The sequence below is a fragment of the Lentisalinibacter orientalis genome (assembly GCF_040706535.1).
Lineage (GTDB): Bacteria > Pseudomonadota > Gammaproteobacteria > Steroidobacterales > Woeseiaceae > Lentisalinibacter > Lentisalinibacter orientalis.
The window spans coordinates 222,587-245,443 of the sequence record NZ_JAPDRJ010000004.1 but is presented as its reverse complement, the minus strand read 5'-3'; the positions used below and the strand labels follow the sequence as shown (position 1 = coordinate 245,443).

Genomic DNA, 22,857 nt, shown 5'->3' with positions numbered 1-22,857 from the left:
CGGTCAGCGCTGGGCGCCGCCGGCGTCGTTCAGGTAACGGAAGAAGTCGCCGTCGGGGTCCAGCACCAGCAGGTCGCCGGTCAGGCCTATCGAGTTCCGATAGGCCTGGATGCTGCGATAGAAAGCATAGAACTCCCTGTCCCGATCGAAGGCGCGGGCATAGACCTCCGCGGAAATCGCGTCGCCCTCACCGCGGATCTGCTGCGCCTCCCGGTTTGCCTCGGCGATGAGAATCGTGCGTTGGCGATCGGCATCGGCGCGCATGCGTTCAGCCTCCTCGGCGCCTTCGGCACGCAGCTCGGTGGCCACCGTCGCGCGCTCCTGGCGCATGCGCCGGTACACCGACTCCGCCACGTCCTCGGAGAACTCGATACGCTTCACCCGCACGTCGACCAGTTCGATCCCGAACTCGGTCGCCGTCTCCGCCGCGGCGACCACGATGTCGTCCATGAGCACGGTACGCTCCAGGGAGACCACCTGGCGCACCGTTCGCTTGGCGAACTCGTTTCGCAGATCGGCCTTGAGGATCTCCAGCAGCCGGCCCGTGGCGATCACCTCGTTGCCGCCCGTGGACACGTAGTACTGCCTCGCATCCCGGATGCGCCACTTCACGAAGAAGTCCACGAACACGGATTTCTTCTCCGCGGTAATCACTTCCTCGGGTGGATTGTTCAGCGTCAGGATCTGCCGCGGGAACTTCCGGACGTTGTTGACGATCGGCATCTTGAAATGCAGGCCGGGCTCGTAATCGGAAGCGATGACCTCGCCGAACCGGAACTTGAGCGCATACTCGCGCTCGTCGACGGTGAAGACCGAGAGGCCGAGGATCACCAGTGCCAGACCGAGGACGATGACGACGATGAATCGGGCGTTACTCATCAGCGGGTCCTCCTGGCGCGGGGGTCGTCGCGGGTTCTGGGATCGCTTTGCTCTCGCATCTGCGACAGCGAATTCGTCGTCGACTGCGCCGTGGAACCGCCGTCTCCCTCAGCGCCGCGGCCCTCACGTTGCAATAGTTTGTCGATCGGCAGATACAGCAGATTGCCGCTGCCCTCCGCGTCCAGCAGGATCTTGTTGGAACGCTGCAGGACGTCCTCGATGGATTCGATGTAGAGGCGCTCCCGGGTCACCTCCGGCGCCGCCTGATATTCCGCCAGCAGCAGCTCGAAGCGGGCCGCCTCACCTTCCGCGTTGGCGATCAGCCGGTCCCGGTAGGCAAGGGCATCCTCGCGCATGCGCGCGGCCTGACCCCGCGCCCGCGGGATGATGTCGTTACGGTAGGCTTCTGCCTCCAGACGCAGGCGCTCCTTGTCCTCCCGCGCCTTCACCGCATCCTGGACGGCATCCCTCACCTGGTTGGGAAACTGTACCTTCTGCAGATTGACGGAGATCACGCTGATTCCGGCCTCATACAGGTCGAGTGTGCGCTGGATGAGCTCCTGGGTCCGGTCGGCGATCTCCGCCTGGTTCTCGAGCAGGATCTCGTCCAGCGTGCTCTTGCCGACGACCTCGCGGATGGCGCTCTCGCTCACCTCGTCCAGCGTCTCGTCGGCATTGCGCACATTGAACCGGAAGGCGATCGGGTCGATCCTGCGGTACTGGACGGCCAGATCCACCAGCACGAAGTTCTCGTCGCCGGTGAGCATCTGGGAGGTCTGCTCGAAGCGGCTGACCGCGCCGACATTCACCTTCTCCACCGTCTCGACGGGATACGGGATATGCCAGTGCAGCCCCGGCATGGTCGTCGTCTGATAGTCGCCGAAGCGCAGTACCAGGCCACGTTCGGCCTCGTCAACGCGGTACAGGCCCGTGAGCCCCCAGGCTACCAGCGCCAGCACGATGATGATGGCGATGCCGGTATTGCCGCCGCCCGGCCCGCCGCCACCGCCGCCGCCGCCCTTGCCGCCGAACGCGGCCCGCAGCCGGCGCTGCCAGTCGCGGATGATCTTGTCCAGGTCGGCCGGGCCCTGATCCCTCCCGCCCCACGGGTCCTTGGGATCGTCGCCCTTACCAGATTCGTTCCAGGCCATGTGCTTCGTTCAATCCTCTGCCGGCGTCACGACGCCGCGCGTTGTTCGACGCCCGCCCCGCCGTCCTCACGGTACGGCTCGAGGCGGTCCCCGGCGATATTCTCATGGGCGCAGAACCGGGCGAAATCTGTCGCATCCATGTCCAGCTCCAGCCACCACCCGCCGTCCTCGGCGGGCTCCTCTGCCACCACGGCGCCCGCGCCGTAGAGTACGGAGCGCTGGCGCCCTTCCGAAGGCGCGAGCCGCAGCCTGCCGCTTACCCGGCGGGAACGGAACTTTACCCGGAGAGCTTCCAGCAGCAAATCCAGACCCTCGCCCGTGCGGGCGGAGAGCCAGACACCGCGTGGATCGCCGTCATCGTCGGACTCCAGCCGCGGCCGGCGCCCGAGAATATCGATCTTATTGTACACCCTGATCTGCGGCACATCCCGCGCGCCGATCTGCTCCAGCACCTCGTTGACCTGGCGGATGCGCGGGAGGCGCTGCGGATCGCTGGCATCGATCACGTGCAGGATCAGGCTCGCATCCCGCGTCTCTTTCAGCGTCGAGCGGAATGCGGCGACGAGTTCGTGCGGCAGATCGCGCACGAAACCGACCGTGTCGGCCAGCACGACCTCGCTGGCGTCGGGCAGCTCGAGCCGCCTCAGCGTGGGGTCCAGCGTGGCGAACAGCTGGTCCGCCGCATAGACCCGGGCTTCCGTCAGCCGGTTGAACAGCGTCGACTTGCCGGCGTTGGTGTAGCCCACCAGCGCGACCGTCGGCACCTCGCCGCGCAGGCGGTTGCGCCGGCCGAGTTCGCGCTGGCTGTCCACCTTCTCCAGCCGGGCCTGGATGCGCCGGATGCGGTCCTGGATCAGCCGGCGGTCGGTCTCGAGCTGGGTCTCGCCCGGGCCGCGCAGCCCGATGCCGCCCTTCTGGCGCTCGAGGTGAGTCCAGCCGCGGACCAGCCGGGTGGCAATGTGGCGCAGCTGGGCGAGCTCCACCTGCAGCTTGCCCTCGTGAGAGCGCGCACGCTGGGCGAAGATGTCCAGGATCAGGCCGGTGCGATCCAGCACCCGGCAACGCAGGCGGCTCTCGAGGTTGCGTTCCTGACTGGGCGAGAGATCGTGACCGAAGATCACGAGCTCGGCGCAGTCCGCCGCGACGCGATCGGCCAGCTCGTCGACCTTGCCGCTGCCGATCAGGTAGCGGGGTTCGGGCGAGCGCCGGGAAACGTCGACGGTGTCCAGCACCTCGGCACCGGCGGACAGCGCGAGCTCCCTGAGCTCCTGGCACTCCTCCGGGTCCGGCCGGGCGCCGAACTCAACATTGACCAGAATCGCACGCTCGCCGCTCTTCGGGCGTTCAAACAAGTGGAACCTCCGGGGAGAACGTGCTGCTCCGCTCAGTCGGCGTCATCCCCACCTTCGTCGGCAGCAGGGAGGCGGACGTTGCGCGACGGCACGACCGTCGAGATGGCGTGCTTGTACACCATCTGATTGACACTGTTCTTCAGCAATACGACAAATTGATCGAACGAATCGATCTGTCCCTGCAGCTTGATGCCGTTCACCAGGTAGATGGATACCGGCACCTTTTCCCTGCGCAGGATATTCAGAAACGGATCTTGCAAAGACTGGCCCTTGGCCATCCTCCTACTCCTTATTGTTATCGTTGTCCCGCCGGCCCCGGCCCGCCGCCGTGTACGGGGCGCGGGCGAACCGGTGCGGGTGCCTCAACCCAAGCAGGCACCGGGAGCATACCACAGGGTGCCACGAGTCAGCGCCCGTCGGGACAACCGATGTGTGCCTCTATCGCTGCCGATATGCGGCCTGGCGTGGCCGGATCAAGGGGGTCCAGACATTCCGTGTCGCCTTCCCCGCGGATCCAGGTGTGCTGACGCTTGGCGAGACGGGCCGTCGCCACCTCCGCTTCCCGGCGCGCCTCTGCGAGCGTCGTCTCGCCGCACAGGTGGCGCGCCAGCTGCCGGTAACCGACCGCCCGCAGCGCGGGGGCGTCGGCCGTGAGCCCGGGCCGGGCCAGCAACGTCTCGACCTCGGCGACGAAGCCGGCCTCGAGCATCGCCTCCAGTCTCCGGCGGATCCGCTCCCGCAGCACGTCCCGGTCGCCGAACACCAGCGCAAGGCGGATGAAACGACCGGCAGGCGGCGGCGGTGCCGGCTCCCGGTGCCAGTCGGACAGCGGCCTCCCGCTCAGCTCCCAGACTTCGAGAGCCCGCTGGATGCGCTGCGCATCGCCGGGCTCGATGCGCGCCGCGGCTTCCGGGTCGACCCGGGCCAGCTCGCCGTGCAGCGCGGGCCAGCCGAGGGCGCGCGCGCGCGCGTCGATGGCCGCACGCACGGCCGCGTCCCGCCCGGGCAGCTCGGACAGCCCCCGGGTCAGCGCCCGATAATAGAGCATGGTGCCGCCCGCCAGCAGGGGGATACGGCCGGCCCCGCGGATCTCGCGGATCGAGCCCAGCGCATCGCGGCGGAACTCACCGGCGGAATAGGCCTCCTCCGGTTCGCGGATGTCGATCAGCCGATGGGGCGCCTCGGCCAGCACGCCGGGCGGGGGCTTGGCGGTGCCGATGTCCATGCCCCGGTACACCATCGCCGAATCGACGCTGACGATCTCCACCGGCAGGCGGCGCGCGAGTTCCACGGCGATGTCCGTCTTGCCGGCCGCGGTCTGCCCCATCAGGCAGATCACGGGGCCGCCCGGGGAACGCTCTGCACTGGCGCGAGTCACTGTCCCCGCAGAAACAGCCGGTCGAGTTCGCGCAGACCCAGCGCCGTCCAGGTCGGCCGCCCGTGATTGCACTGATCGGCGCGTTCGGTGGTCTCCATGGCGCGCAGCAGGGCATTCATCTCCGGCACGGTCATGGAGCGGTTGGCCCGCACCGAATGGTGGCAGGCCATGGTGGCGAGCAGCTCGTCCACGTGGCCGGCGATGCGGCTGCTGGTGCCGTGTTCGGCCAGGTCCGCCAGCACGTCACGGACCAGCTCCTCCGCCGCGGAGGCGGCGAGCAGCGTCGGTATCTCCCGGATCACGACCGACTCCGGCCCGTGGCGATCCAGCACCAGGCCGACCTCGCGGAACTCGTCCGCGTGCTGCTCGGCCAGGTCGGCTTCGGCCCGGGAGACGTCCACGGTCCGGGGCACCAACAGCGGCTGCCGCACCACGTTGCGGTCGGCGAAGGCCCGCTTCAGACGCTCGTAGGTGATGCGCTCGTGGGCGGCATGCATGTCCACGAGTATGAGCCCGTCGGCATTCTCCGCGAGGATATAGATGCCGTGCAGCTGGGCCAGCGCGTACCCGAGCGGCGGCACCGCGCCGGCCGCCGGAGACCGCGTCTGCCCGTCCGTCGCCGCGGCGCCGGACTGGTCTTTGCCGGCCGGCGCCCCGCTGCCGGCCAGCGCCGCGTAGGCGGCCAGCGGCTCTGCGGCTCCCGATTCCCCGGCAGGCCAGTCGGCGGCCGCCAGCGGCATGGCCGACTGGCGGAATTCCCGCAGCGTCGCCGGGGCAGCGACGGCCGCGGCGGCGGGGCGTGCGCCCGGGCGGGTGCCGGCCAGCGCCTCCTCGATGCTGCGGAAGACGAATTCGTGCACGCTGCGCGAGTCGCGGAAGCGGACCTCGTGCTTGGCGGGATGGGCATTCGCATCCACCCGCGCCGGGTCCAGACTGACGCTGATCACGTAGGCCGGGTGGCGGCCGTGGAAGAGCACGTCCCGGTAACCGTGGCGCACGGCATGCATGAGCACCTTGTCGCGCACCGCGCGTCCGTTCACGTAGCTGTACTGCAGATCGGCCTGGCTGCGGGAATAGGTGGGCAGGGCCAGCCAGCCGGCCAGCGCGATACCCTGCGCCTCGCGCTCCACCTCGATGCACTCTGCCGCGAAACGTTCGCCCAGCACCTGGGACAGCCGCCGCAGCCGGCCGGCGCCGTCCGTGGCGGCGGGCAGGTGCATCACGCTGCGCCCGTTGTGGGTCAGGCTGAACAGGACGTCGAAGCGGGACAGCGCGAGACGGCGCAGCGCCCGGTCGATGTGCTGGAACTCCGTCTTCTCCGTGCGCAGAAACCGACGCCGGGCCGGTGTGTTGAAGAACAGGTCCCGCACCTCGACGGTAGTCCCCTCCGGATGTGCCGCGGGGACCGGCTGCGATACGGCGCCGTTGTCGGCACCCACCCGCCACGCGCTGCCGGCGGCGGCGGCGCGGGAGGTCAGCGACAGGCGGGACACGGAGGCGATGCTCGGCAGCGCCTCGCCCCGGAAACCGAGCGAGGCGACGGCCTCGAGATCGTCCAGGCTGTCGATCTTGCTGGTGGCGTGCCGGGCGAGCGCCAGCCCCACCTCCGCCTCCGGGATGCCGGCACCGTCGTCGCGCACCCGGATCAGGCGCGATCCGCCCGCCTCGATGTCCACCTCGATCCGGCGCGCGCCGGCGTCGAGACTGTTCTCCACCAGCTCCTTGACCACGGAAGCCGGCCGCTCGACGACCTCGCCGGCGGCGATCTGATTCACCAGGTGTTCGGGCAGTACTCGGATGGCCATAATGCGGGTGCCGGGCGCAACCGTTGGCCCGTCGGGGGATTCTGTCACAAAGCCCCGACCAGCCGCCAGGCGGCCGGTCGTTCGTATGAGCGCCGTCGGGTCAGCCGTCGGAGGGGATGCGCAGCACCTGGCCGATACGGATCCGGTCGCCGGCGAGATTGTTCACGGCGCGGATGGAGGAGACGCTCACGTTGTAGCGAGTGGCGATCTCGCTCAGCGTGTCGCCGCGGGATATCACGTGCTTGACCTCGGGCTCGCGGCCGTCGCGGACGGCCTGCGCCACCCAGGAGTCCGGCGGCGGGTTGGCGTAGAAGTAGTTGCGGATACCGCCGAGGATGGCGTCGGCCAGGCGGTCCTGATGATTCCGGTCCGTCAGCTTGCGCTCCTCGCTGGGATTGGAGATGAACGCCGTCTCGACCAGGATGGAAGGCACGTCCGGTGATTTCAGCACCGCGAAGCCGGCCTGCTGCACGGTGCGCTTGTGCACGGTGCCCACCTTGGCCAGCTCGTCGATGACCTTCTTGCCCACCTCCATGCTGGCGCCCAGCGAGGCGTTCTGGGACAGGTCCAGCAGTACGGAGGCCAGGTCCTCGTCCTTGTCGGAGAGTGCCACACCGCCGATCAGGTGAGTGTTGTTCTGCTCGGCGAGCAGATGGGCCGCCTCGTCGCTCGCGCCCTTCATCGACAGCACCCACACCGAGGAGCCCCGCGCGCGCTTGTCCCGCACGGCATCGGCGTGGATGGAGACGAACAGGTCGGCGCGGTTGCGCCGCGCGTACTCCATGCGCTCTCGCAGCGGGATCAGGCTGTCGTCCTTGCGCACGAGCACGGCGCGCATGCCGGGCTCGGCGTCGATCCGGGCGGCGAGCTTGCGGCCGATGGCAAGCACGACGTCCTTCTCGCGGGTCCGGCCCTGGCCGATGGCGCCCGGGTCCCGGCCGCCGTGGCCGGGGTCGACGGCGATCACCAGGTCCCGGGGCTTGGCGTCGGGGCGCGGGCGCACCGTCTTCACGGGCTCCGGGATGCCGGGCTCCGCGAGGTCGATGACCAGCCGGTCGCCGTAGCGGCCGTAGGGCCCGGCGCTGAAGCTGCGCGGGCGTACCGAACGCTCCAGGTCGAGCACGATGCGCAGGTCGTCACCGTCCCGACGCGCGGCCCGAATGCCGCGGACGTAGCCCGTGCCTTGCGGCAGCTTGGCCAGCCGTTCCGCGAGCCGGCTGTTGCTCACGTCGACCACGACCCGGTCGGGCCGGGGCAGCGTGAACAGCGTGTGGTCCGCCGGCGCGCTGAGATCGAGTACGACGCGGGTCTTGCCGTCCTCCGACCACAGGCGGATGTCTTCAACCGTGGCGGATGACGCGGGTACGGCCAGCAGGCACAGGGCTGCGCAGATCACTGACCAGAAAAATGGAATCCCCGCTCGCTGCATAAACCCGGTCGCCGTGCGCAATCGACATAAGGCCGTGCCAGTATACTCATCCGGAACAGAATTCCAAGGGGTTTTTCGCTGGATAACCAGCCAGATACAGCGATTACTTGAAGTGGGAAATCGACTCCTCCACGGCCCCCGCGAGGCGCGCACCGGTGGGAGTGACCGGCTCCATCCGCACGCGCCGGCCGCCGTCTGCATGAGCCAGCCGGATCACGAGGTCGGCTCGGGCGGCCAGATCCGGTGCCCGCTCCGGCCATTCCACCAGCGCGATCGCTCCCTCCATGTCCCGCCAGCCGAGATACTCGAGCTCCTCCGCATCCGCGAGGCGGTACAGGTCCAGATGGAAGAGGCGCCTGCCGTCGATCTCGTAGGGTTCGACCAGCGTGTAGGTCGGGCTGGGCACGGGTCCCGTATGCCCGGCCGCCCGCAGCAGCCCGCGCACCAGGGTGGTCTTGCCAGCACCGAGTTCGCCCTGCAGCAGGATCAGGCAACCGGTCTCACCCAGCCCGCGGAGCGCGCGGGCCAGCGCGCCGCCCAGTGCCTCGGTGGCCGCCCTATCCGCCAGTTCGGCCAGCTCGGCGGTCAGGGATTCACCCACGCCCGTATCCCGGCGATGAGATCCCCGGCGACCAGGCCGCGCTCGCCGTCGCGGGCCGCGGCGTCGCCAGCCAGCGCATGCACCAGTACGCCGGCCTCCGCCGCACTGCGGGCCTCGAGGCCCTGGGCCAGCAGGGCGCCCACGATGCCCGTCAGCACGTCGCCCATGCCGGGCGACGCCATGCCCGGATTGCCGTCGGTGCAGATCGCCGGCAGTTCACCGTCGCCGGCGGCGACGAGGGTGCCGGCTCCTTTCAGCACGGCGACGCCGCCGTAGCGCTCGGCGATCGCCACTGCCGCCGCCATCCGCCGGGCCTGCACGTCCGCAGTGTCGGTCTCCAGCAACCGCGCCGCCTCACCGGGATGGGGCGTCAGTATCCAGTCATCGTTGTGCCGCGGCGCCTCGGCCAGGAGATTGAGGGCGTCGGCATCCAGGACCGCCGGCAGGCCCGAGGCCAGCGCCGCCGCGTACATCTCGCGGCTCCAGTCCCCGGTGCCCAGCCCCGGCCCGAGGGCCAGGTGGGTGGCACGGGCGATCAGCGGCTCCAGGTCATCCCCACGCGCCACGCCGCGGCACATGAGCTCCGGCCGTCCGCCGGTGACGACCGCGGCATGGTCGGGGTGAGTGGCTATCGTCACCAGGCCGGCGCCGGTGCGCAGCGCGGCCTCCCCCGCCAGACGCACGGCGCCGCCCATGCCGGGGGAACCCCCCACGATCAGGAGATGCCCGAACCGTCCCTTGTGCGCAGTGCGCGGACGCCGCGGCAGGAGACGCGCCAGGGAGCTCTCGCTCAGCCGCCGCAGCACGGGCTCCGCCGCGTCGTCGCACTCGTCGGGTACGTCGAGATCGGAGTAGCGCAAGCGGCCGCAGAGATCCGGGCCGGCGCCGGTGACGAGACCGGCCTTCAGGCCGACGAAGGTCACCGTGGCATCGGCCTCGACGGCGGTGCCGCGGATGCGCCCGTCATCCGCATCGAGCCCGGAGGGGATGTCCACGGCGAGGACCGGCAGTGCGGCCTCGTTGATGGCGTCCACGGCCGCCGCGAAGCGGCCGTCGACGTCCCGGGTCAGTCCGGTGCCCAGGATAGCGTCGACCACGAGGTCCGCATCGGCCAGCAGCGCCGGATCCCACTCCACGGCCTCGCGGCCCTCCGCCGCGAAGTCCTGCCAGGCGCGGGCCGCATCGCCGCCGAGCGAGGACGGCGGCACCAGAGCGGCAACCACCACGTGATAGCCCTCCTCCCGGGCCAGCCTGGCCAGCACGTAGCCGTCGCCCGCGTTGTTGCCCGCCCCGCAGACCACCAGCAGGCGGTTCGAGGCCGGGAACTCGGCCTCCAGGGCCGCGAGCAGCGCGGTGCCGGCCCGGCACATGAGCGTGTAACCCGGGATGCCCTGGCGCTCGATCGCACAGCGGTCCAGCGCGCGCACGCCCTCGGCGTCGTAGACTCTCTGCGGCATTGTCTTCAATAGTGGGTCCATGGACGCCATTATACTGGGCTCAGGCAGTGAACCGCCCCCACCCGTATGCTTCCCCGCCGCCGATGAGCACAGACCGGACAGACGGCATCCCGCCGATGGCAAACCTCGCCGCACGCATCCGCGCGTGGGCCGAGGAACTCGGCTTCCAGCAGTGCGGCATCGCACGGCCCGAACTGGCTGCCGACGAGGCCCGGCTCGCCCGCTGGCTGACCGAGGGACGCCACGGCACGATGCACTACATGGAGAAACACGGTACCCGGCGCAGCCGCCCTGCGGAACTGGTGCCCGGCACCGTACGAGTCATCTGCGTGCGCATGGACTATCTGCCCGAGCAGGCCGCGGATGCGCGTCGGCTGCTGGACCACCCGTCCAGAGCCTATGTCTCCCGCTACGCCCTCGGACGTGACTACCACAAGGTGCTGCGCCGGCGGCTGCAGAGATTGTCCGAGCGCATCCGCGGCGAGGTCGGCGAGTTCGGCTATCGGGTATTCGTGGACAGCGCGCCGGTGCTCGAGAAGCCGCTGGCAAGAAACGCCGGCCTCGGCTGGATCGGCAAGCACACGAACCTGCTCAACCGGGATGCCGGCTCCTGGTTCTTCCTGGGCGAGATCTACACGGACCTGCCGCTGCCCGCCGACGAGCCCGTCACCGATCACTGCGGCACCTGCCGGGCGTGTATCGACGTCTGCCCCACCGGCGCCATCACCGCACCCTACGAGCTGGACGCCCGCCGCTGCATCTCCTATCTCACCATCGAGCTGCGCGACTCGATCCCGGAGGAATTCCGCGCCGCCATCGGCAATCGCATCTACGGTTGCGACGACTGCCAGCTCTTCTGCCCCTGGAACAAGTTCGCGCAGCTCACCCGGGAGGACGACTTCGCTCCCCGCCACGGCCTGGACGGTATCGCGCTCGCGGAGGCGTTCCTCTGGGACGAGCAGGAATGGCTCTCCCGCATGGAAGGCAGCGCCATCCGCCGCATCGGCCACGAGTGCTGGCTGCGCAACGTCGCGGTGGCGCTCGGCAACGCGGAGACGACGGCCGAGGTGCTGGATGCGCTGCGGGCCCGGGCGAATCACCCGTCTGCCATGGTGCGCGAGCATGTCGACTGGGCGCTCGCCCGCCATGGGGCTACCCTGTCCTGACGAGACCACCGGAGACACCGATGTTCGAAGCAAGTCCCTCCCCCTATCTGGTCCCCTTCGACGGCAGCTTCCGGGTGGACGAGACACCCACCCGCATAGCGGACGGCGAAGGCTCGGCGAAAAAGCGCCTGAAGAAACGGGTGAGGAGACTGGCGGAACTGCAGCGCGTCCTCTACGCCCAGGACCGCTACGCGGTGCTGCTGGTCTTCCAGGCCATGGACGCGGCGGGCAAGGACAGCACCATCCGCGCGGTACTGAGCGGCGTCAATCCCGCCGGCTGCCAGGTCTTCAGCTTCGGCAAGCCGAGTTCCACCGAACTTGACCACGACTTCCTCTGGCGCACGACGCGGGTACTGCCGGAGCGGGGCCGTATCGGCGTGTTCAATCGCAGCCAGTACGAGGAGGTGCTGGTCGTGCGGGTCCATCCCGACATCCTGGACAACCAGCAGCTGCCGGGCGCGATCGACCAGCACGGCCTCTGGGACCAGCGGCTGGAGTCCATCGCCGACCAGGAGAAGCATCTCGCGCGCAACGGCACCGTGATCATGAAGTTCTGGCTGAACGTCTCGCGCGAAGAGCAGCGTCAACGATTCCTGGACCGCCTGAACGAGGAGGACAAGAACTGGAAGTTCGAACCCCACGACGTGCGCGAGCGCCAGCACTGGGACGATTACATGGCCGCCTACGAGGCGGCCCTGAACGCCACCTCCCGGCCCTGGGCGCCGTGGTACGCCATTCCGGCCGACGACAAGAAGGAGATGCGCGCAGCGGTCGCCGGGATCATCGTCGACAATCTCCGTTCGCTGAACCTGCGTTATCCGGTCGCCGGCGCCGCCGAGGCCTCCACCTTCGAACAGATGAAATCCATGCTGGAGAGCGAGTGAGTTCACACTTTTGACCTCCGGCGGGGACGCGGCGCGCCTTTTTCCCGCCTGGTCGTTGTTTTTGCCGGTGGGCTGGCGTATATCTGACGCCTCGAACACAGGGGGCTCATGGCCCGGGCGGCTATGTCTGACAGCCTGATGCAGAAGACCACGGGACACTGGCGCAGGGACGGCCAGGACCGAGAAGACCCCACGATCAACTCGGATTACAAGCGTTCCCTGCTCGCGGGGCTGCGGCTCTTCCACGGCGTCAATGCCGACGCCGTGCAGGAGTTGCTACAGGCCTGCGACCGCCGCGACGCCTCCCGGGGCGAGGTGGTGCTGGCACCCGACTGCACCAACGAATCGGTCTACATCGTCCTCTCCGGCAGCATGAGCGTGCATGTCGGCCACCTGGATGCGCCGCCGCTGCGCAGCCTGGATGTGGGCGATTGCGCCGGCGAGATGTCGATCATCGAGAATCGGGATCCGTCCGCCTGGGTGGTGGCGGACGAGGATTCTCATCTCATGGTGATCCACAAGGACGTCCTCTGGAACCTGGTCGACGCCTCTCATGCCTTCGCCAAGAATCTATTGTCCGTGCTGTCCGAAAGAGTGCGCCAGCACAACAATTTCCTGGCCGACAGCATCGGCGCGCTGCGCAAGTTCGAGCACCATGCCACCACGGACGCGCTGACCGGTCTCAACAACCGTCACTGGATGGAGGACATGTTCCCGCGGGAACTGTCGCGCTGCCGCGCGGACGACGAGCCCGCCTCGCTGATCATGATCGACGTCGACCGCTTCAAGTCGTTCAACGACCGTTACGGGCACGTGGCCGGGGACCGGGTGCTGTCCGAGGTGGCCGACGCGCTGCGGGGCTATTTCCGCCCGTCCGATCTGCTGGCGCGCTTCGGCGGCGACGAGTTCGCGGTCCTGCTGCCCGGGCTGTCCGCCGGCGAGGCGAAGGCGGTCGGCGAGCGGGTGCGTGAGGCGGTCTGCGGCCTTGCGCCCGGTGCCGAAGAAAGCCCCGGCTCGGCGGTCACCGTCTCCATGGGCGTATGCGAGACCGCCCGCGACTACGACTTCCCGTCGCTGCTGAGACGCGCCGACGACGCCCTGTACCGGGCCAAACACCACGGGCGGAATTACGTCTCCGACTGATCCTCCGGAGCGTCTCTCAGACCTGCACCAGCACGTTGTCGATCAGCCGTGCACGGCCCAGCCGGGCGGCGGCCAGCACCACGAGCTCGTGACTCCCGGCCGAGGGTACCGCCAGGTCCTTCGCCTGACGGATGCCCACGTAGTCCGGCGCGAAGCCGTTCGTCTCCAGGCGGGCCAGTGCGTGGCCCTCCAGCGATGCGAAATCGCGCTCGCCGCTCAGCAACGCCTCGCGCACCTCTTCCAGCACCGCATGCAGCAGCGGCGCGATACCGCGCTCCGCCTCGGTCAGATAGCGGTTCCGTGAGCTGCACGCGAGCCCGTCCGGCTCGCGCACCGTCGGTCCGAGTACGATGCCGATGGGCATGGACAGATCCCGGGTCATGCGGCGGATGATGAGGAACTGCTGGTAGTCCTTCTGGCCGAATACGGCCACCTCCGGCCCCACCATGCAGAAGAGCCGGCAGACCACGGTGGCGACGCCGTCGAAGTGACCCGGCCGGAAGCGGCCGCAGAGATCCTCCGACAGGCCCGGCACGTGCAGGCGCGTGGCCGCGTCCTCGCCGAAGGGATAGACCGTCTCCGCCGAGGGCGTGAACAGGAGGTCGGCCCCGGCGCTCGCGAGCAGCCGCCGGTCCTCCTCCGGCGTACGCGGATAGTCGCCGTAGTCCTCGCCGGCACCGAACTGGGTGGGGTTCACGAAGATACTCGCCACCACGCGTTCTGCATACTCGCGGGCGAGGCGCACCAGACTCAGGTGCCCCTCGTGCAGGTTACCCATGGTGGGCACGAAGGCGATGCGCTCGCCCGCCTGCCGCCGCTCGGCGGTCCAGGCACGGACTTCGGCCGGCGTGCTGACCTCGTGCAGCGTGCCGCCCCCTCTCTTCCGGTCCGCCGCGCTCACGAGAAACAATGCTCCGCCGCCGGGTAGCTGCGGTCCTTCACCGCGGCCACGTAGGTCTTCAGCGCCTCCAGCGGCGAAGGCTGGCCCGCCATGAAGTTCTTCACGAAGCGGGGCGTGCGGCCCTGGGTGATGTCGAGGATGTCGTAGAGCACGAGGATCTGGCCGTCCACCTCGGGCCCCGCGCCGATGCCGATCACGGGCACGTCCACCCGTTCGCGCACGGCCGCGCCCACCTCGTTCGGCACACACTCCAGCAGCACCACGTCGGCGCCGACGTCCTGCAGCCGTTTCGCGGCGTCCACCATCTTCTCGGCCTCCCCCGGCTCCCTGCCCTGCACCCGGAACCCGCCGATCTTGTGCACGGACTGGGGCTTCAGCCCGAGGTGCGCGCAGACCGGGATGTCGTGGCGAGCCAGGTGCTGCACGATCTCGATCTGGCCTGCCCCGCCTTCCAGCTTGATCATCATGGCGCCGCCCTCCTGCATGAGGCGCACGGCGTTGTCCAGCGCCTGGGCCGGATCCGTGTAGCTCATGAACGGCATGTCCGCCATCAGGAAGGCCCGCTGCAGTCCACGGGCCACGTTGCGGGTGTGGTAGATGATGTCGTCCACCGTCACCGGCACCGTCGTGTCGTGGCCCTGGATGACCATGCCGAGGGAGTCGCCGACGAGCACCACGTCGGTTCCGGCGGCATCCACCAGCAGGGCGTAACTCGCGTCGTAGGCCGTCAGGCAGGCAATGGGCTCGCCCTCGGACTTCATCCGCATGAGGGTGCCCACGTTGACCGGTGGCTCCGCCATGTCGCGTTGCTGAAGCTGTGTGTACATCTCTCTTCTTGGTGTCTCGGGATGGCGGCCGCGGTGCGACGCGCCCGGCTCGGGGCGTCAGGCGAAGGCGACCGGATTGGGGTTGAAGAAATGGCGCCCGCTGCTGGTGCGGCGAATCTGTTCGCACAGCAGGCGGAAATCGTCGTCATTATGGACCGGATCGATACCCGCCGCATTCACCATCAGCAGCGGCGCCTCGGCGTAGTCGTGGAAGAACCGCGCATACGCCTCGGCGAGCCGCTCCAGATAACCGGGGTCCATGTCGCGCTCGTACTCGAGGCCCCTGCGCGCGATGCGCTCCATGAGCACCTCCACCGGCGCCTGCAGGTACACCACCAGGTCGGGCGTGGGGGCGTCGATGTCGAGCCGATCGTAGATCTGTTCGTACAGCGAGAGCTCCTCCCGGTCCAGATTCAGCTCGGCGAACAGCCGGTCCTTCTCCAACAGGAAATCGGCCACCAGCATCGGCCGGAACAGGTCGTCCTGGCGCAGACCCTCCAGCTGCCGGGCGCGCTGGAACAGGAAGTGGAGCTGGGTCGGCAGCGCCGCGGCCCTGCCCGTACGGTAGAAGCGCTCGAGAAACGGATTGTCCTGGGTCTCCTCCAGCAGCAGCTCGCTGCCGAAGGTGCGGGCCAGACGCCGGGCGAGGCTGGTCTTGCCCACGCCGATGGGCCCTTCCACCACCAGGTAGCGGGGCGGCGACGGATCCTTGCCGCCCTGGCGCCGCAGCGGCGTGACAGTGTTGTGGTCGGACGGGCTCATTCCCGGTTGTCGCCTCCTCGCTCCTCCATCCGCTCAATACCCGTCCCGGCGATCCGCCGCGCCAGCATCGCGACCCGACCGAGGCCCGGGATGACGAGATCCGGGGCCACCGAGGCCAGCGGCAACAATACAAAATTTCTCTCGCCGATGCCCGGGTGCGGCAGGATCAGACCCGGCTCGTCGCAGACGGTCTCGCCATGGACTAGGAGGTCCAGGTCGAGGGTGCGCGGACCCCAGCGCCCGGACTCGCTGCGCCGGCGCCCGTGAGCGCGCTCGATGCCGTGCAGCGCCTGCAGCAGTTCGGACGGGCCGAGGCGGGTCACCAGGCCGGCGACGGCGTTGACGAAGTCGGGCTGGTCGGCCGGACCCATGGGACGCGAGCGGTACAGCGGCGAGCGCGCCACCAGGCGCACCCCCGGCAATTGGCCGATCTCGCCGAAGGCACGGCGGACCTGTTCATCGGGCTCCTCGAGGTTGCTGCCGAGCGCGACCCACGCGGGCCGCCACACCGGCCGCCCGGCCGGACTCAATCGCCCGATTCCCGGCGCTTGCGCCGGCGGGGACGCCGACGGCGGCCGCTCTTCCTGCCTTCGCCCGTGCCGCCCTCCCGGTCGCCGCTCTGGCCACTGCTCTGGCCACTGCCCTTGTCTGCGCCTTTGCCACGGCCGGAGGAGCCGCGCACCTCGAAGGCGTCGGCCCGCTCCTCGCCGCTCATCTCCTGCACCTCGGTCCAGAAGGCAGCCACCTCGGGATCGACCTCGCCGATACGCGAGCGCAGCAGCATGAAATCGTAGGCGGCGCGGAAACGCCGATGCTCCAGGAAACTCATGGCCCGCTTGCCGCGGCGCCGCTCGAAGCGGGGCTGCAGCGCGAGCATCTCGCGCATGGGGATCGCGAAGCGCTTCGGAATGGAGATGAGCGACTGCTGCCTCGCCACCACCTCCCCGGCGGCGACGCCGAGCGCCTGGGGCTCGCCCATCTTGCGCTCCGCCAGCATCTCCGCGGCCCGCGCCCGCACCGGCGCCCACAGGAACACGCCCAGCAGGAACATCGGCGTCACCGCCTTGCCCTCCGCCACCCGCTGGTCCGTGTTGGCCAGCGCCAGCGCGATGAACTCCCGGAACTTGGCCGCCACCGGGCCGTCCAGCTCGCGCCGTGTCTCCGGGAACAGCCGCCCGAACAGCCCGTGGTCCAGCAGCAGCTCGAACGTACGCCGCGCATGGCCCGCCTGGAACATCTTCACGAACTCGTCGAACAGCCGGGCCGCGGGCACATGGCCCAGCAGCGCGCTGAGCTCGGGCATCAGTTCGGCCACCTCGTCGTGGATGGTGAAATCGAGCTTGGCCGCGAAGCGGACCGCACGGAGCATGCGCACCGGGTCCTCCCGCAGCCGCTGCTCCGGATCGCCGATCAGGCGCAGCACGCGCTCCTCGATATCCCGGGCGCCGCCCACGTAGTCCCAGATGCTGAAGTCGGCGATGTTGTAATAGAGCGCGTTGGCCGTGAAATCCCGCCGCCAGACATCCTCGTCGATGCTGCCGTACACGTTGTCCCGCAGGATGCGGCCGTGCTGGTCCAGCTCCACGTCCGCGCGCTCGTCGTCCTCGTCGGCGCTGGCACGGAACGTGGCCACCTCGATGATGTCGCGGCCGAAGCGCACGTGGGCCAGGCGGAATCGCCGCCCGATCAGGCGCGAGTTGCGGAACAGATCGCGCACCTGGTCCGGGTCGGCGTCCGTCGCCACGTCGAAGTCCTTGGGCCTCAGGCCCAGCAGGAGATCGCGCACGGCACCGCCCACCAGGAAAGCCTGGAAGCCGGCATCCTTGAGCCGGTACAGGACTTTCAGTGCATTCTTGGAGATGTTTGCGCGCGAGACGCCGTGGTCCGGGCGCGGTATGATTATCGGAGGCTGGCCGGAGCCTGCCGGGGCTGGTTTCGACAAATAGAGTTCGCTTGTAACTGCCAAAGTGGCCCGTATAATAGCAGCCCCCGCAGGGTCGGGCAGGACAAAAAGCGCAGCGCTCCCTTCGTCTAGCGGTCCAGGACGCCGCCCTCTCACGGCGGAAACAGGGGTTCGATTCCCCTAGGGAGTGCCAACCTGCCCCCCTCCGAGGCACCCGGTGCCTCACCGGTCGTGGCCTCACAGGATCAGTCGATGCGGCTCACCCACCCCGCCACGTCCCCGCAGCGACGCCTGCCCCGCGGGAGCGGCCTTTGAGTCAGGATGACGTGCATCCGGATGGCGGGGGCCGGGAGGCCTCTCTGCTGAGACGCCTGTTCGCGCTCGAGCCCCGGGAGCGCAGCGCGGTCGTCTGGTCTTTCCTCTATTTCTTCACCCTGCTCTGCAGCTACTACCTGCTGCGGCCCATCCGGGACGAGATGGCCATCCTCGGCGGCACCGAGAATATCCGCTGGCTGTTCCTGGCCACGTTCCTCTCCATGCTGGCCGTGGTACCCCTGTTCGGCTTCGTGACGGGACGCTGGCCACGCGCGCGCTTCCTGCCCTGGGTGAACCTGTTCTGCGCGGCCAACCTGGTCCTGTTCTACCTGGCCTTCGCGAGCGCCGGCGAAAACGGCGTCTGGGTGGCACGGGCCTTCTTCGTCTGGCTGAGCGTGTTCAACCTGTTCGTGGTGTCCGTGTTCTGGAGCTTCATGGCGGACCTCTACGACCGGGACCAGGCGAAGCGGCTGTTCGGCATCGTCGCCGCCGGCGGCAGCGTGGGCGCCCTCGCCGGCCCGGCGCTCACCGCGCTGCTGGTGGCTCAGATCGGCTATCAGCAGATGCTGCTCATCTCCGCCGGACTGCTCACATTCACCGTCGTGTGCATCCTGCGACTGCGCAGCTGGGCCCACGCCCAGCCCCGGCACGAGCGGGCGCACACGGACGAGGCGCTGGGGGGCGGCGTGCTGGAGGGCATCTCGCTGACCCTGCGCCGGCCGTATCTCGCGGGCGTCTCGGCGATGATGCTGCTCGCGGTCTTCGCCGGCACCGCGCTGTACATCTTCCAGGCCCAGTTCCTCGAGCAGGCTTTCGCCGATTCCAACCAGCGCACCCGGGTATTCGCGCTCGTGGACCTGAGCGTGAACGTGCTGGCACTGATCGCCCAGGGGCTCGTGGTCAGCCGGGTGATGCGCCGTTTCGGTCTCGGCATCACCCTGGCGCTGCTGCCCGCCGTCAGCATCGCCGGCTTCCTCGCGCTGGCGGTGACGCCGGTGCTCGGCGTCGTCCTGGCGCTGCAGGTGGTGCGCCGTGCCATGAACTACGGCATCGCCGGGCCGGCCAAGGAGGTCCTGTTCACCGTGGTCTCCCGCGCCGCCAAGTACAAGGCCAAGAACTTCATCGACACCGTCGTCTACCGGGGCGGGGACGCGCTGTCCGCCCAGATCATCGGCGGGCTGCAGGCGGCGGGCGCGGGTCTCTCGGCGATCCTCGCCATCGTGATCGGCGTCTGCGCCGCCTGGCTCGGCGTCGCCTTCGCGCTCGGGCGAGGCTACCGCTCGCGTTATGATCGGCGGCTGAGGGAAGAGAGACCGATAACGGAGGCACCGACATGAGCGAATGGACACTGAACCGCAGGGAGCTGATGGCCATGGGCGCCGCCGCCGGCGGCGGCCTGGTCGTGCCGGGCCTGCTCGCGGCCGACGAGGCCGTGATGCGGCGGAAGATCCCGGCCTCGGGCGAGTTGCTGCCTGTCGTGGGACTGGGCACCTCGGGGGTTTTCGACGTCGATCCGACGGCCGGGAACCTGGCCGCCCGCCGGGAGATCGTGGATCTGATGGTGGAGCGCGGTGCGTCCGTGATCGACACTTCGCCCATGTACGGCCAGGCGGAGGACGTGGTCGGCCGCGTGGTGGAAGAACTGGGCGTGCGCGATCGGCTCTTTTTCGCCACCAAGGTGTGGACCCGCGGCCGCGAGGAGGGCCTGGCGCAGATGGAGGAGTCGTTCCGGCTGCTGCGCACCGAGACCATCGACCTGATGCAGGTCCACAACCTGGTGGATACCCGCAACCAGCTCCGCAGCATCCGCGAGCTGAAGGAGGCGGGCCGCATCCGCTACTCCGGTATCACGCATTACCGGGTCAGCGAACACGATGACCTGGCCGACGTCATCGAGGCGGAACGCCCCGACTTCGTGCAGCTGAACTACTCCATCGTGACCCGCGCCGCCGAGGACACGCTGCTGCCGCTGGCCGCCGACCGGGGCGTGGCCGTGATAGTGAACCGCGCGTTCGAGGACGGCGATCTGTTCCGCGCCGTGCGCGGCCGCGACGTCCCGCAGTGGGCCGTGGAGGCCGGCATCGAGAGCTGGGGCCAGTTCTTCCTGAAGTACGTGCTCGCGCATCCCGCGGTGACCTGCGTCATCCCGGGCACCTCGAAGCCGAGGCACATGCGAGACAACCTCGGCGCCGGCACCGGCGCACTGCCCGACGCCGCCCTGCGCCGGCGCATGGTCTCGTTCATCGAGTCGCTGTGACCCGTGCCGTACCGGCCGGCGACGAGCCCGTCGGCCTGCTGCTGCGCCTCGCCGCGATGCTCTACGACAGCCTCCTCGTGCTGGCCCTGGTCTTCCTGGGCACCCTGCCGCTGGTCGTGCTGAACGCCGGCGAGGCGATACCGGCCCATACGGCCTGGTACCGGCTCTGGCTGCTGGCCATCGTCGGCGGCTACTTCGTCTTCTTCTGGGTCCGGGGCGCGGAGACGCTGGGCATGAAGTCCTGGCGCATCATGGTCGTGAGCCGCGACGGCGGGCCGGTGACCGTGCGCGGGGCGATGCTGCGCGCCGGCGCCGCAGTGCTGTCGTGGCTGCCCTGCGGCGCCGGCTTCCTCTGGTCGCTCGTCGACCGCGACGGCCTCGCCTGGCACGACCGCCTGTCGGGCACGCAGCTGGTGCGCTCGGTCAAACGGCGTTAGGCGGCCGGCGCGGCTCAGCGCACTCGTGACAGCACGAATGCCGTGACCGCCAGCAGCGCCACCGTGGGCAGCCAGGCGAGCACGGCCGGATTCAGGTTGAACACCACGCCGGTGTTGGCCAGCATGCGGCTGGCCAGGAAATAGGCGAGCCCGATCAGCACGCCCACCATCAGCCGCCCGCCCGCGCCGGCGCTGCGCAGGGAGCCGAACACGAAGCCGATGGCGAGCACCGGCATCAGCGTGATGGTGAGCGTGGAGGCGATCCGGTTCCAGAGCTCGGTCTGATAGGTCGTCGCATCCAGCTCGTTCTTCTTCAGGTAGCCGATATAGCTCAGCAGGCCGCGCACGGACAGGCTGCCGGGCTTGACCACGGCGATGCCCAGCACCTCGGCATCCACGCCGTAGTCCTCCACGGTGCGGGGCTGCCGGCTGGCCGTCGCGCCCTCGTCGGTGAAGCGGGTGCGGGCGAAGTTCTCGAACACCCAGCGCTCCTCGGCGTCCAGGCCCGCGTTGTCGGCGTGGCTGATCGACGCGAGCCGCCGGTCCGGGCCCAGTTCGAACAGGTAGACGCCGCCGAACTCGAACTCGCTGCTGATGCGCTCCACGTTGAAGATGGTGCTGCCGTCGCGCACCCAGGTGCTGCGCCCGCCGGTCAGGCCGGCCTCCTCGTTCTTCGCCACGCTGCGATACTTGCGCGCGAACTGGTCCAGCGGCGGCGCGAGGTATTCGCCGAGCACCACCGTACCCAGCATGATCAGCGCGCCGGCCACCGCGACCGAGCCGGCCAGCCGGTAGTGGGAGACGCCGGAGGCGCGCATGACCACCAGCTCGCTGTGGCTGGCGAGTGTGCCTAGGCCCAGCAGGGCACCCAGCAGGGTTGCCACCGGCAGCATCTGCACGGCCAGCAGGGGCAGGCGCAGCAGGGTGTAGACGGCCGCGTCCCAGGTGTCGTAGCGGCCCACCGAGGTATCGTCCAGCTGGGCGATGAACTCGAAGAACCCGGCCAGCGCGAGCAGCACCGCGACGACGATCAGGGTCGTCGAGACCACGGAGCGCACCAGGTAGAGCGTGAATACCTTCATGCCCGCTGCCTCGGCAACAGCCGCCAGAACCAGCCGTTCTGCGCCCCCAGCAATACGAGGCCCAGCAGGAATATGAGCGCGTGCACCCACCACATGCCGAGGGCGGGCGCGAGCTCACCCTGCTCCACCCAGACCTGGGCGGCGCCGAGCAGGTTGAAATAGATGAAGTAGACCAGCACGCCCGCGAGCATCTTGCCGTAGCGGCCCTGGCGGGGGCGGCTCTTTGCCAGCGGCACTGCCAGGAAGGCGAGCAGCAGCGCCGAGATGGGCACCGAGACCCGCCACTGCAGCTCCGCCGCAGCCTGCAGATCGTCCGAGGCCAGCAGTTCGTCGGTGCTGCGCGCCTCGGCATCGAAATCCGGCTCGCGGGGCGCCGGCACCTTGTACGGAATGCCGTGTTCGGCGAACTCCACGATGCGGAACTGGTGCTCGCCCGGCCGGCCCTCGTAGCGCCGGCCGTTCTCCAGCACGATGTAGCGCATGCCCGGATCAGCCGAGGGACGCTGGCTGCCCTTCTCCGCCAGCACCACTTCCAGCGCGCCCCCCGTCCGGCGCTGCAGGAAGACGTTGGTCAGCGAACCGTCCCGGTCCACCCGCTCGGCGTAGATGACCGCGTCCCCCTGGCCGGCACTGGTGAAGCGCCCCGGCTCGATGGCGCTGAGATCCACCTGCTGCTCGGCGACGGCGGCGATGCGCTGCACCTCGCGCAGCGCGCGCGGCCCGAGATCGAGCGACAGCCAGCCCACCAGCAGCGCCAGCGGCACCGCGAGCCAGGCGAGCGGGCGGTACATCGCGCCGGGCCCCATGCGGCAGGCCATCATGGCCGGCATCTCGCTGTCCCGGTACAGCCGCGCCAGCGCCAGCATGATGGCCAGGAACAGGCCGAACGGGATCAGGATGGTCAGGTACTGCAGCGCGGTCAGGCCGATGACGCTGAAGACGGCTTCCCGCGGCAGCTTGTCCTTGGCAGCGTCGCCCAGGACCCGCGCGAACTGGTTGCTGAGCAGGATGAAGAGCAGCACGGCGGTGACCGCAGCCCAGGTGCGGGCCGCTTCGCGCAACACATAGCGATCGAGTATCTTCATCGCACTGCCATCCCGCAGACCAGGGCCGCGCTTAACTTCGCTG

General features: G+C 69.3%; 22 protein-coding genes and 1 tRNA gene. 7 read left to right on the top strand and 16 right to left on the bottom strand.

Going from position 1 to position 22,857, the window contains the following annotated elements; all coding sequences use genetic code 11:
* Positions 1-3: 3 nt before the first annotated feature.
* The 9 genes from hflC to ACJMK0_RS15025 all read right to left on the bottom strand — a co-directional run bounded on the left by hflC (position 4) and on the right by ACJMK0_RS15025 (position 10,052).
* Positions 4-879, bottom strand: coding sequence for a protease modulator HflC (hflC, locus tag ACJMK0_RS15065; RefSeq protein WP_405239445.1), 876 nt, complete (start codon positions 877-879; stop codon positions 4-6).
* Positions 879-2,030 (bottom strand): FtsH protease activity modulator HflK, encoded by a 1,152-nt coding sequence (gene hflK, locus ACJMK0_RS15060; RefSeq protein ID WP_405239443.1) that lies wholly within the window; start codon positions 2,028-2,030, stop codon positions 879-881. Before hflK ends, hflC begins: the two co-directional genes overlap by 1 nt.
* Positions 2,031-2,056: 26 nt before the next feature.
* Positions 2,057-3,382: a ribosome rescue GTPase HflX gene (gene hflX, locus ACJMK0_RS15055; RefSeq protein ID WP_405239441.1), complete on the bottom strand. Its 1,326-nt coding sequence runs from the start codon at positions 3,380-3,382 to the stop codon at positions 2,057-2,059.
* Between the two features lie 32 nt (positions 3,383-3,414).
* The gene (hfq, locus tag ACJMK0_RS15050) at positions 3,415-3,660 is read right to left on the bottom strand and encodes an RNA chaperone Hfq (RefSeq protein ID WP_405222396.1); all 246 of its coding nucleotides are present in this window, start codon (positions 3,658-3,660) and stop codon (positions 3,415-3,417) included.
* A gap of 128 nt (positions 3,661-3,788) precedes the next feature.
* Positions 3,789-4,709 (bottom strand): tRNA (adenosine(37)-N6)-dimethylallyltransferase MiaA, encoded by a 921-nt coding sequence (miaA, locus tag ACJMK0_RS15045; RefSeq protein WP_405239440.1) that lies wholly within the window; start codon positions 4,707-4,709, stop codon positions 3,789-3,791.
* Between the two features lie 47 nt (positions 4,710-4,756).
* A complete protein-coding gene (mutL, locus tag ACJMK0_RS15040) occupies positions 4,757-6,565 on the bottom strand; it encodes a DNA mismatch repair endonuclease MutL (protein ID WP_405239438.1) in 1,809 nt (602 codons plus the stop codon).
* Positions 6,566-6,665: 100 nt separating this feature from the next.
* Positions 6,666-7,961, bottom strand: a complete 1,296-nt coding sequence (locus ACJMK0_RS15035) for an N-acetylmuramoyl-L-alanine amidase (RefSeq protein ID WP_405239436.1) — start codon at positions 7,959-7,961, stop codon at positions 6,666-6,668.
* Positions 7,962-8,097: 136 nt separating this feature from the next.
* Positions 8,098-8,595: a tRNA (adenosine(37)-N6)-threonylcarbamoyltransferase complex ATPase subunit type 1 TsaE gene (tsaE, locus tag ACJMK0_RS15030; RefSeq protein WP_405239434.1), complete on the bottom strand. Its 498-nt coding sequence runs from the start codon at positions 8,593-8,595 to the stop codon at positions 8,098-8,100.
* A complete protein-coding gene (locus tag ACJMK0_RS15025) occupies positions 8,580-10,052 on the bottom strand; it encodes an NAD(P)H-hydrate dehydratase (RefSeq protein WP_405239433.1) in 1,473 nt (490 codons plus the stop codon). The genes tsaE and ACJMK0_RS15025 overlap by 16 nt, the downstream gene beginning before the upstream one ends.
* A 116-nt stretch (positions 10,053-10,168) precedes the next feature.
* Here ACJMK0_RS15025 and queG point away from each other — a divergent pair, with 116 nt between their 5' ends.
* The 3 genes from queG (at position 10,169) to ACJMK0_RS15010 (ending at position 13,245) form a co-directional block, all read left to right on the top strand.
* Positions 10,169-11,218 carry a tRNA epoxyqueuosine(34) reductase QueG gene (gene queG, locus ACJMK0_RS15020; RefSeq protein WP_405239431.1) on the top strand — a complete coding sequence of 350 codons (1,050 nt, stop codon included), beginning with the start codon at positions 10,169-10,171 and terminating at the stop codon, positions 11,216-11,218.
* 20 nt (positions 11,219-11,238) lie between these two features.
* On the top strand, positions 11,239-12,102 hold the full coding sequence (locus ACJMK0_RS15015) for a PPK2 family polyphosphate kinase (protein ID WP_405239429.1): 864 nt from the start codon (positions 11,239-11,241) through the stop codon (positions 12,100-12,102).
* A 123-nt stretch (positions 12,103-12,225) separates the two neighbouring features.
* Positions 12,226-13,245, top strand: coding sequence for a GGDEF domain-containing protein (locus tag ACJMK0_RS15010; protein WP_405239427.1), 1,020 nt, complete (start codon positions 12,226-12,228; stop codon positions 13,243-13,245).
* Positions 13,246-13,261: 16 nt separating this feature from the next.
* On the opposite strand, the gene panC is transcribed toward ACJMK0_RS15010, so the two are convergent.
* Genes panC through pcnB form a run of 5 tightly spaced genes read right to left on the bottom strand, consistent with a single transcriptional unit; the run spans position 13,262 to position 17,677 of the window.
* A complete protein-coding gene (gene panC / locus ACJMK0_RS15005; protein ID WP_405239693.1) occupies positions 13,262-14,110 on the bottom strand; it encodes a pantoate--beta-alanine ligase in 849 nt (282 codons plus the stop codon).
* A gap of 32 nt (positions 14,111-14,142) precedes the next feature.
* Positions 14,143-14,973, bottom strand: coding sequence for a 3-methyl-2-oxobutanoate hydroxymethyltransferase (gene panB, locus ACJMK0_RS15000; protein ID WP_405239425.1), 831 nt, complete (start codon positions 14,971-14,973; stop codon positions 14,143-14,145).
* A 57-nt stretch (positions 14,974-15,030) separates the two neighbouring features.
* Positions 15,031-15,735 carry a deoxynucleoside kinase gene (locus ACJMK0_RS14995; RefSeq protein ID WP_405239423.1) on the bottom strand — a complete coding sequence of 235 codons (705 nt, stop codon included), beginning with the start codon at positions 15,733-15,735 and terminating at the stop codon, positions 15,031-15,033.
* Positions 15,732-16,274, bottom strand: coding sequence for a 2-amino-4-hydroxy-6-hydroxymethyldihydropteridine diphosphokinase (gene folK, locus ACJMK0_RS14990; protein ID WP_405239691.1), 543 nt, complete (start codon positions 16,272-16,274; stop codon positions 15,732-15,734). Before folK ends, ACJMK0_RS14995 begins: the two co-directional genes overlap by 4 nt.
* Positions 16,262-17,677 (bottom strand): polynucleotide adenylyltransferase PcnB, encoded by a 1,416-nt coding sequence (pcnB, locus tag ACJMK0_RS14985; RefSeq protein WP_405239422.1) that lies wholly within the window; start codon positions 17,675-17,677, stop codon positions 16,262-16,264. The genes folK and pcnB overlap by 13 nt, the downstream gene beginning before the upstream one ends.
* Before the next feature lie 78 nt (positions 17,678-17,755).
* Here pcnB and ACJMK0_RS14980 point away from each other — a divergent pair.
* The 4 genes from ACJMK0_RS14980 (at position 17,756) to ACJMK0_RS14965 (ending at position 20,647) form a co-directional block, all read left to right on the top strand.
* Positions 17,756-17,831: transfer RNA gene (locus tag ACJMK0_RS14980), tRNA-Glu, on the top strand.
* 118 nt (positions 17,832-17,949) lie between these two features.
* A complete protein-coding gene (locus ACJMK0_RS14975; protein WP_405239420.1) occupies positions 17,950-19,290 on the top strand; it encodes an NTP/NDP exchange transporter in 1,341 nt (446 codons plus the stop codon).
* On the top strand, positions 19,287-20,210 hold the full coding sequence (locus tag ACJMK0_RS14970; protein WP_405239418.1) for an aldo/keto reductase: 924 nt from the start codon (positions 19,287-19,289) through the stop codon (positions 20,208-20,210). Before ACJMK0_RS14975 ends, ACJMK0_RS14970 begins: the two co-directional genes overlap by 4 nt.
* The gene (locus tag ACJMK0_RS14965) at positions 20,207-20,647 is read left to right on the top strand and encodes an RDD family protein (protein WP_405239417.1); all 441 of its coding nucleotides are present in this window, start codon (positions 20,207-20,209) and stop codon (positions 20,645-20,647) included. The genes ACJMK0_RS14970 and ACJMK0_RS14965 overlap by 4 nt, the downstream gene beginning before the upstream one ends.
* A gap of 14 nt (positions 20,648-20,661) precedes the next feature.
* Here ACJMK0_RS14965 and lptG read toward each other — a convergent pair whose 3' ends face one another.
* Positions 20,662-21,729, bottom strand: a complete 1,068-nt coding sequence (gene lptG, locus ACJMK0_RS14960; protein ID WP_405239415.1) for an LPS export ABC transporter permease LptG — start codon at positions 21,727-21,729, stop codon at positions 20,662-20,664.
* Entirely contained in the window at positions 21,726-22,814 is a 1,089-nt protein-coding gene (lptF, locus tag ACJMK0_RS14955) for an LPS export ABC transporter permease LptF (protein ID WP_405239413.1), read from the bottom strand. Before lptF ends, lptG begins: the two co-directional genes overlap by 4 nt.
* Between the last annotated feature and the right edge of the window lie 43 nt (positions 22,815-22,857).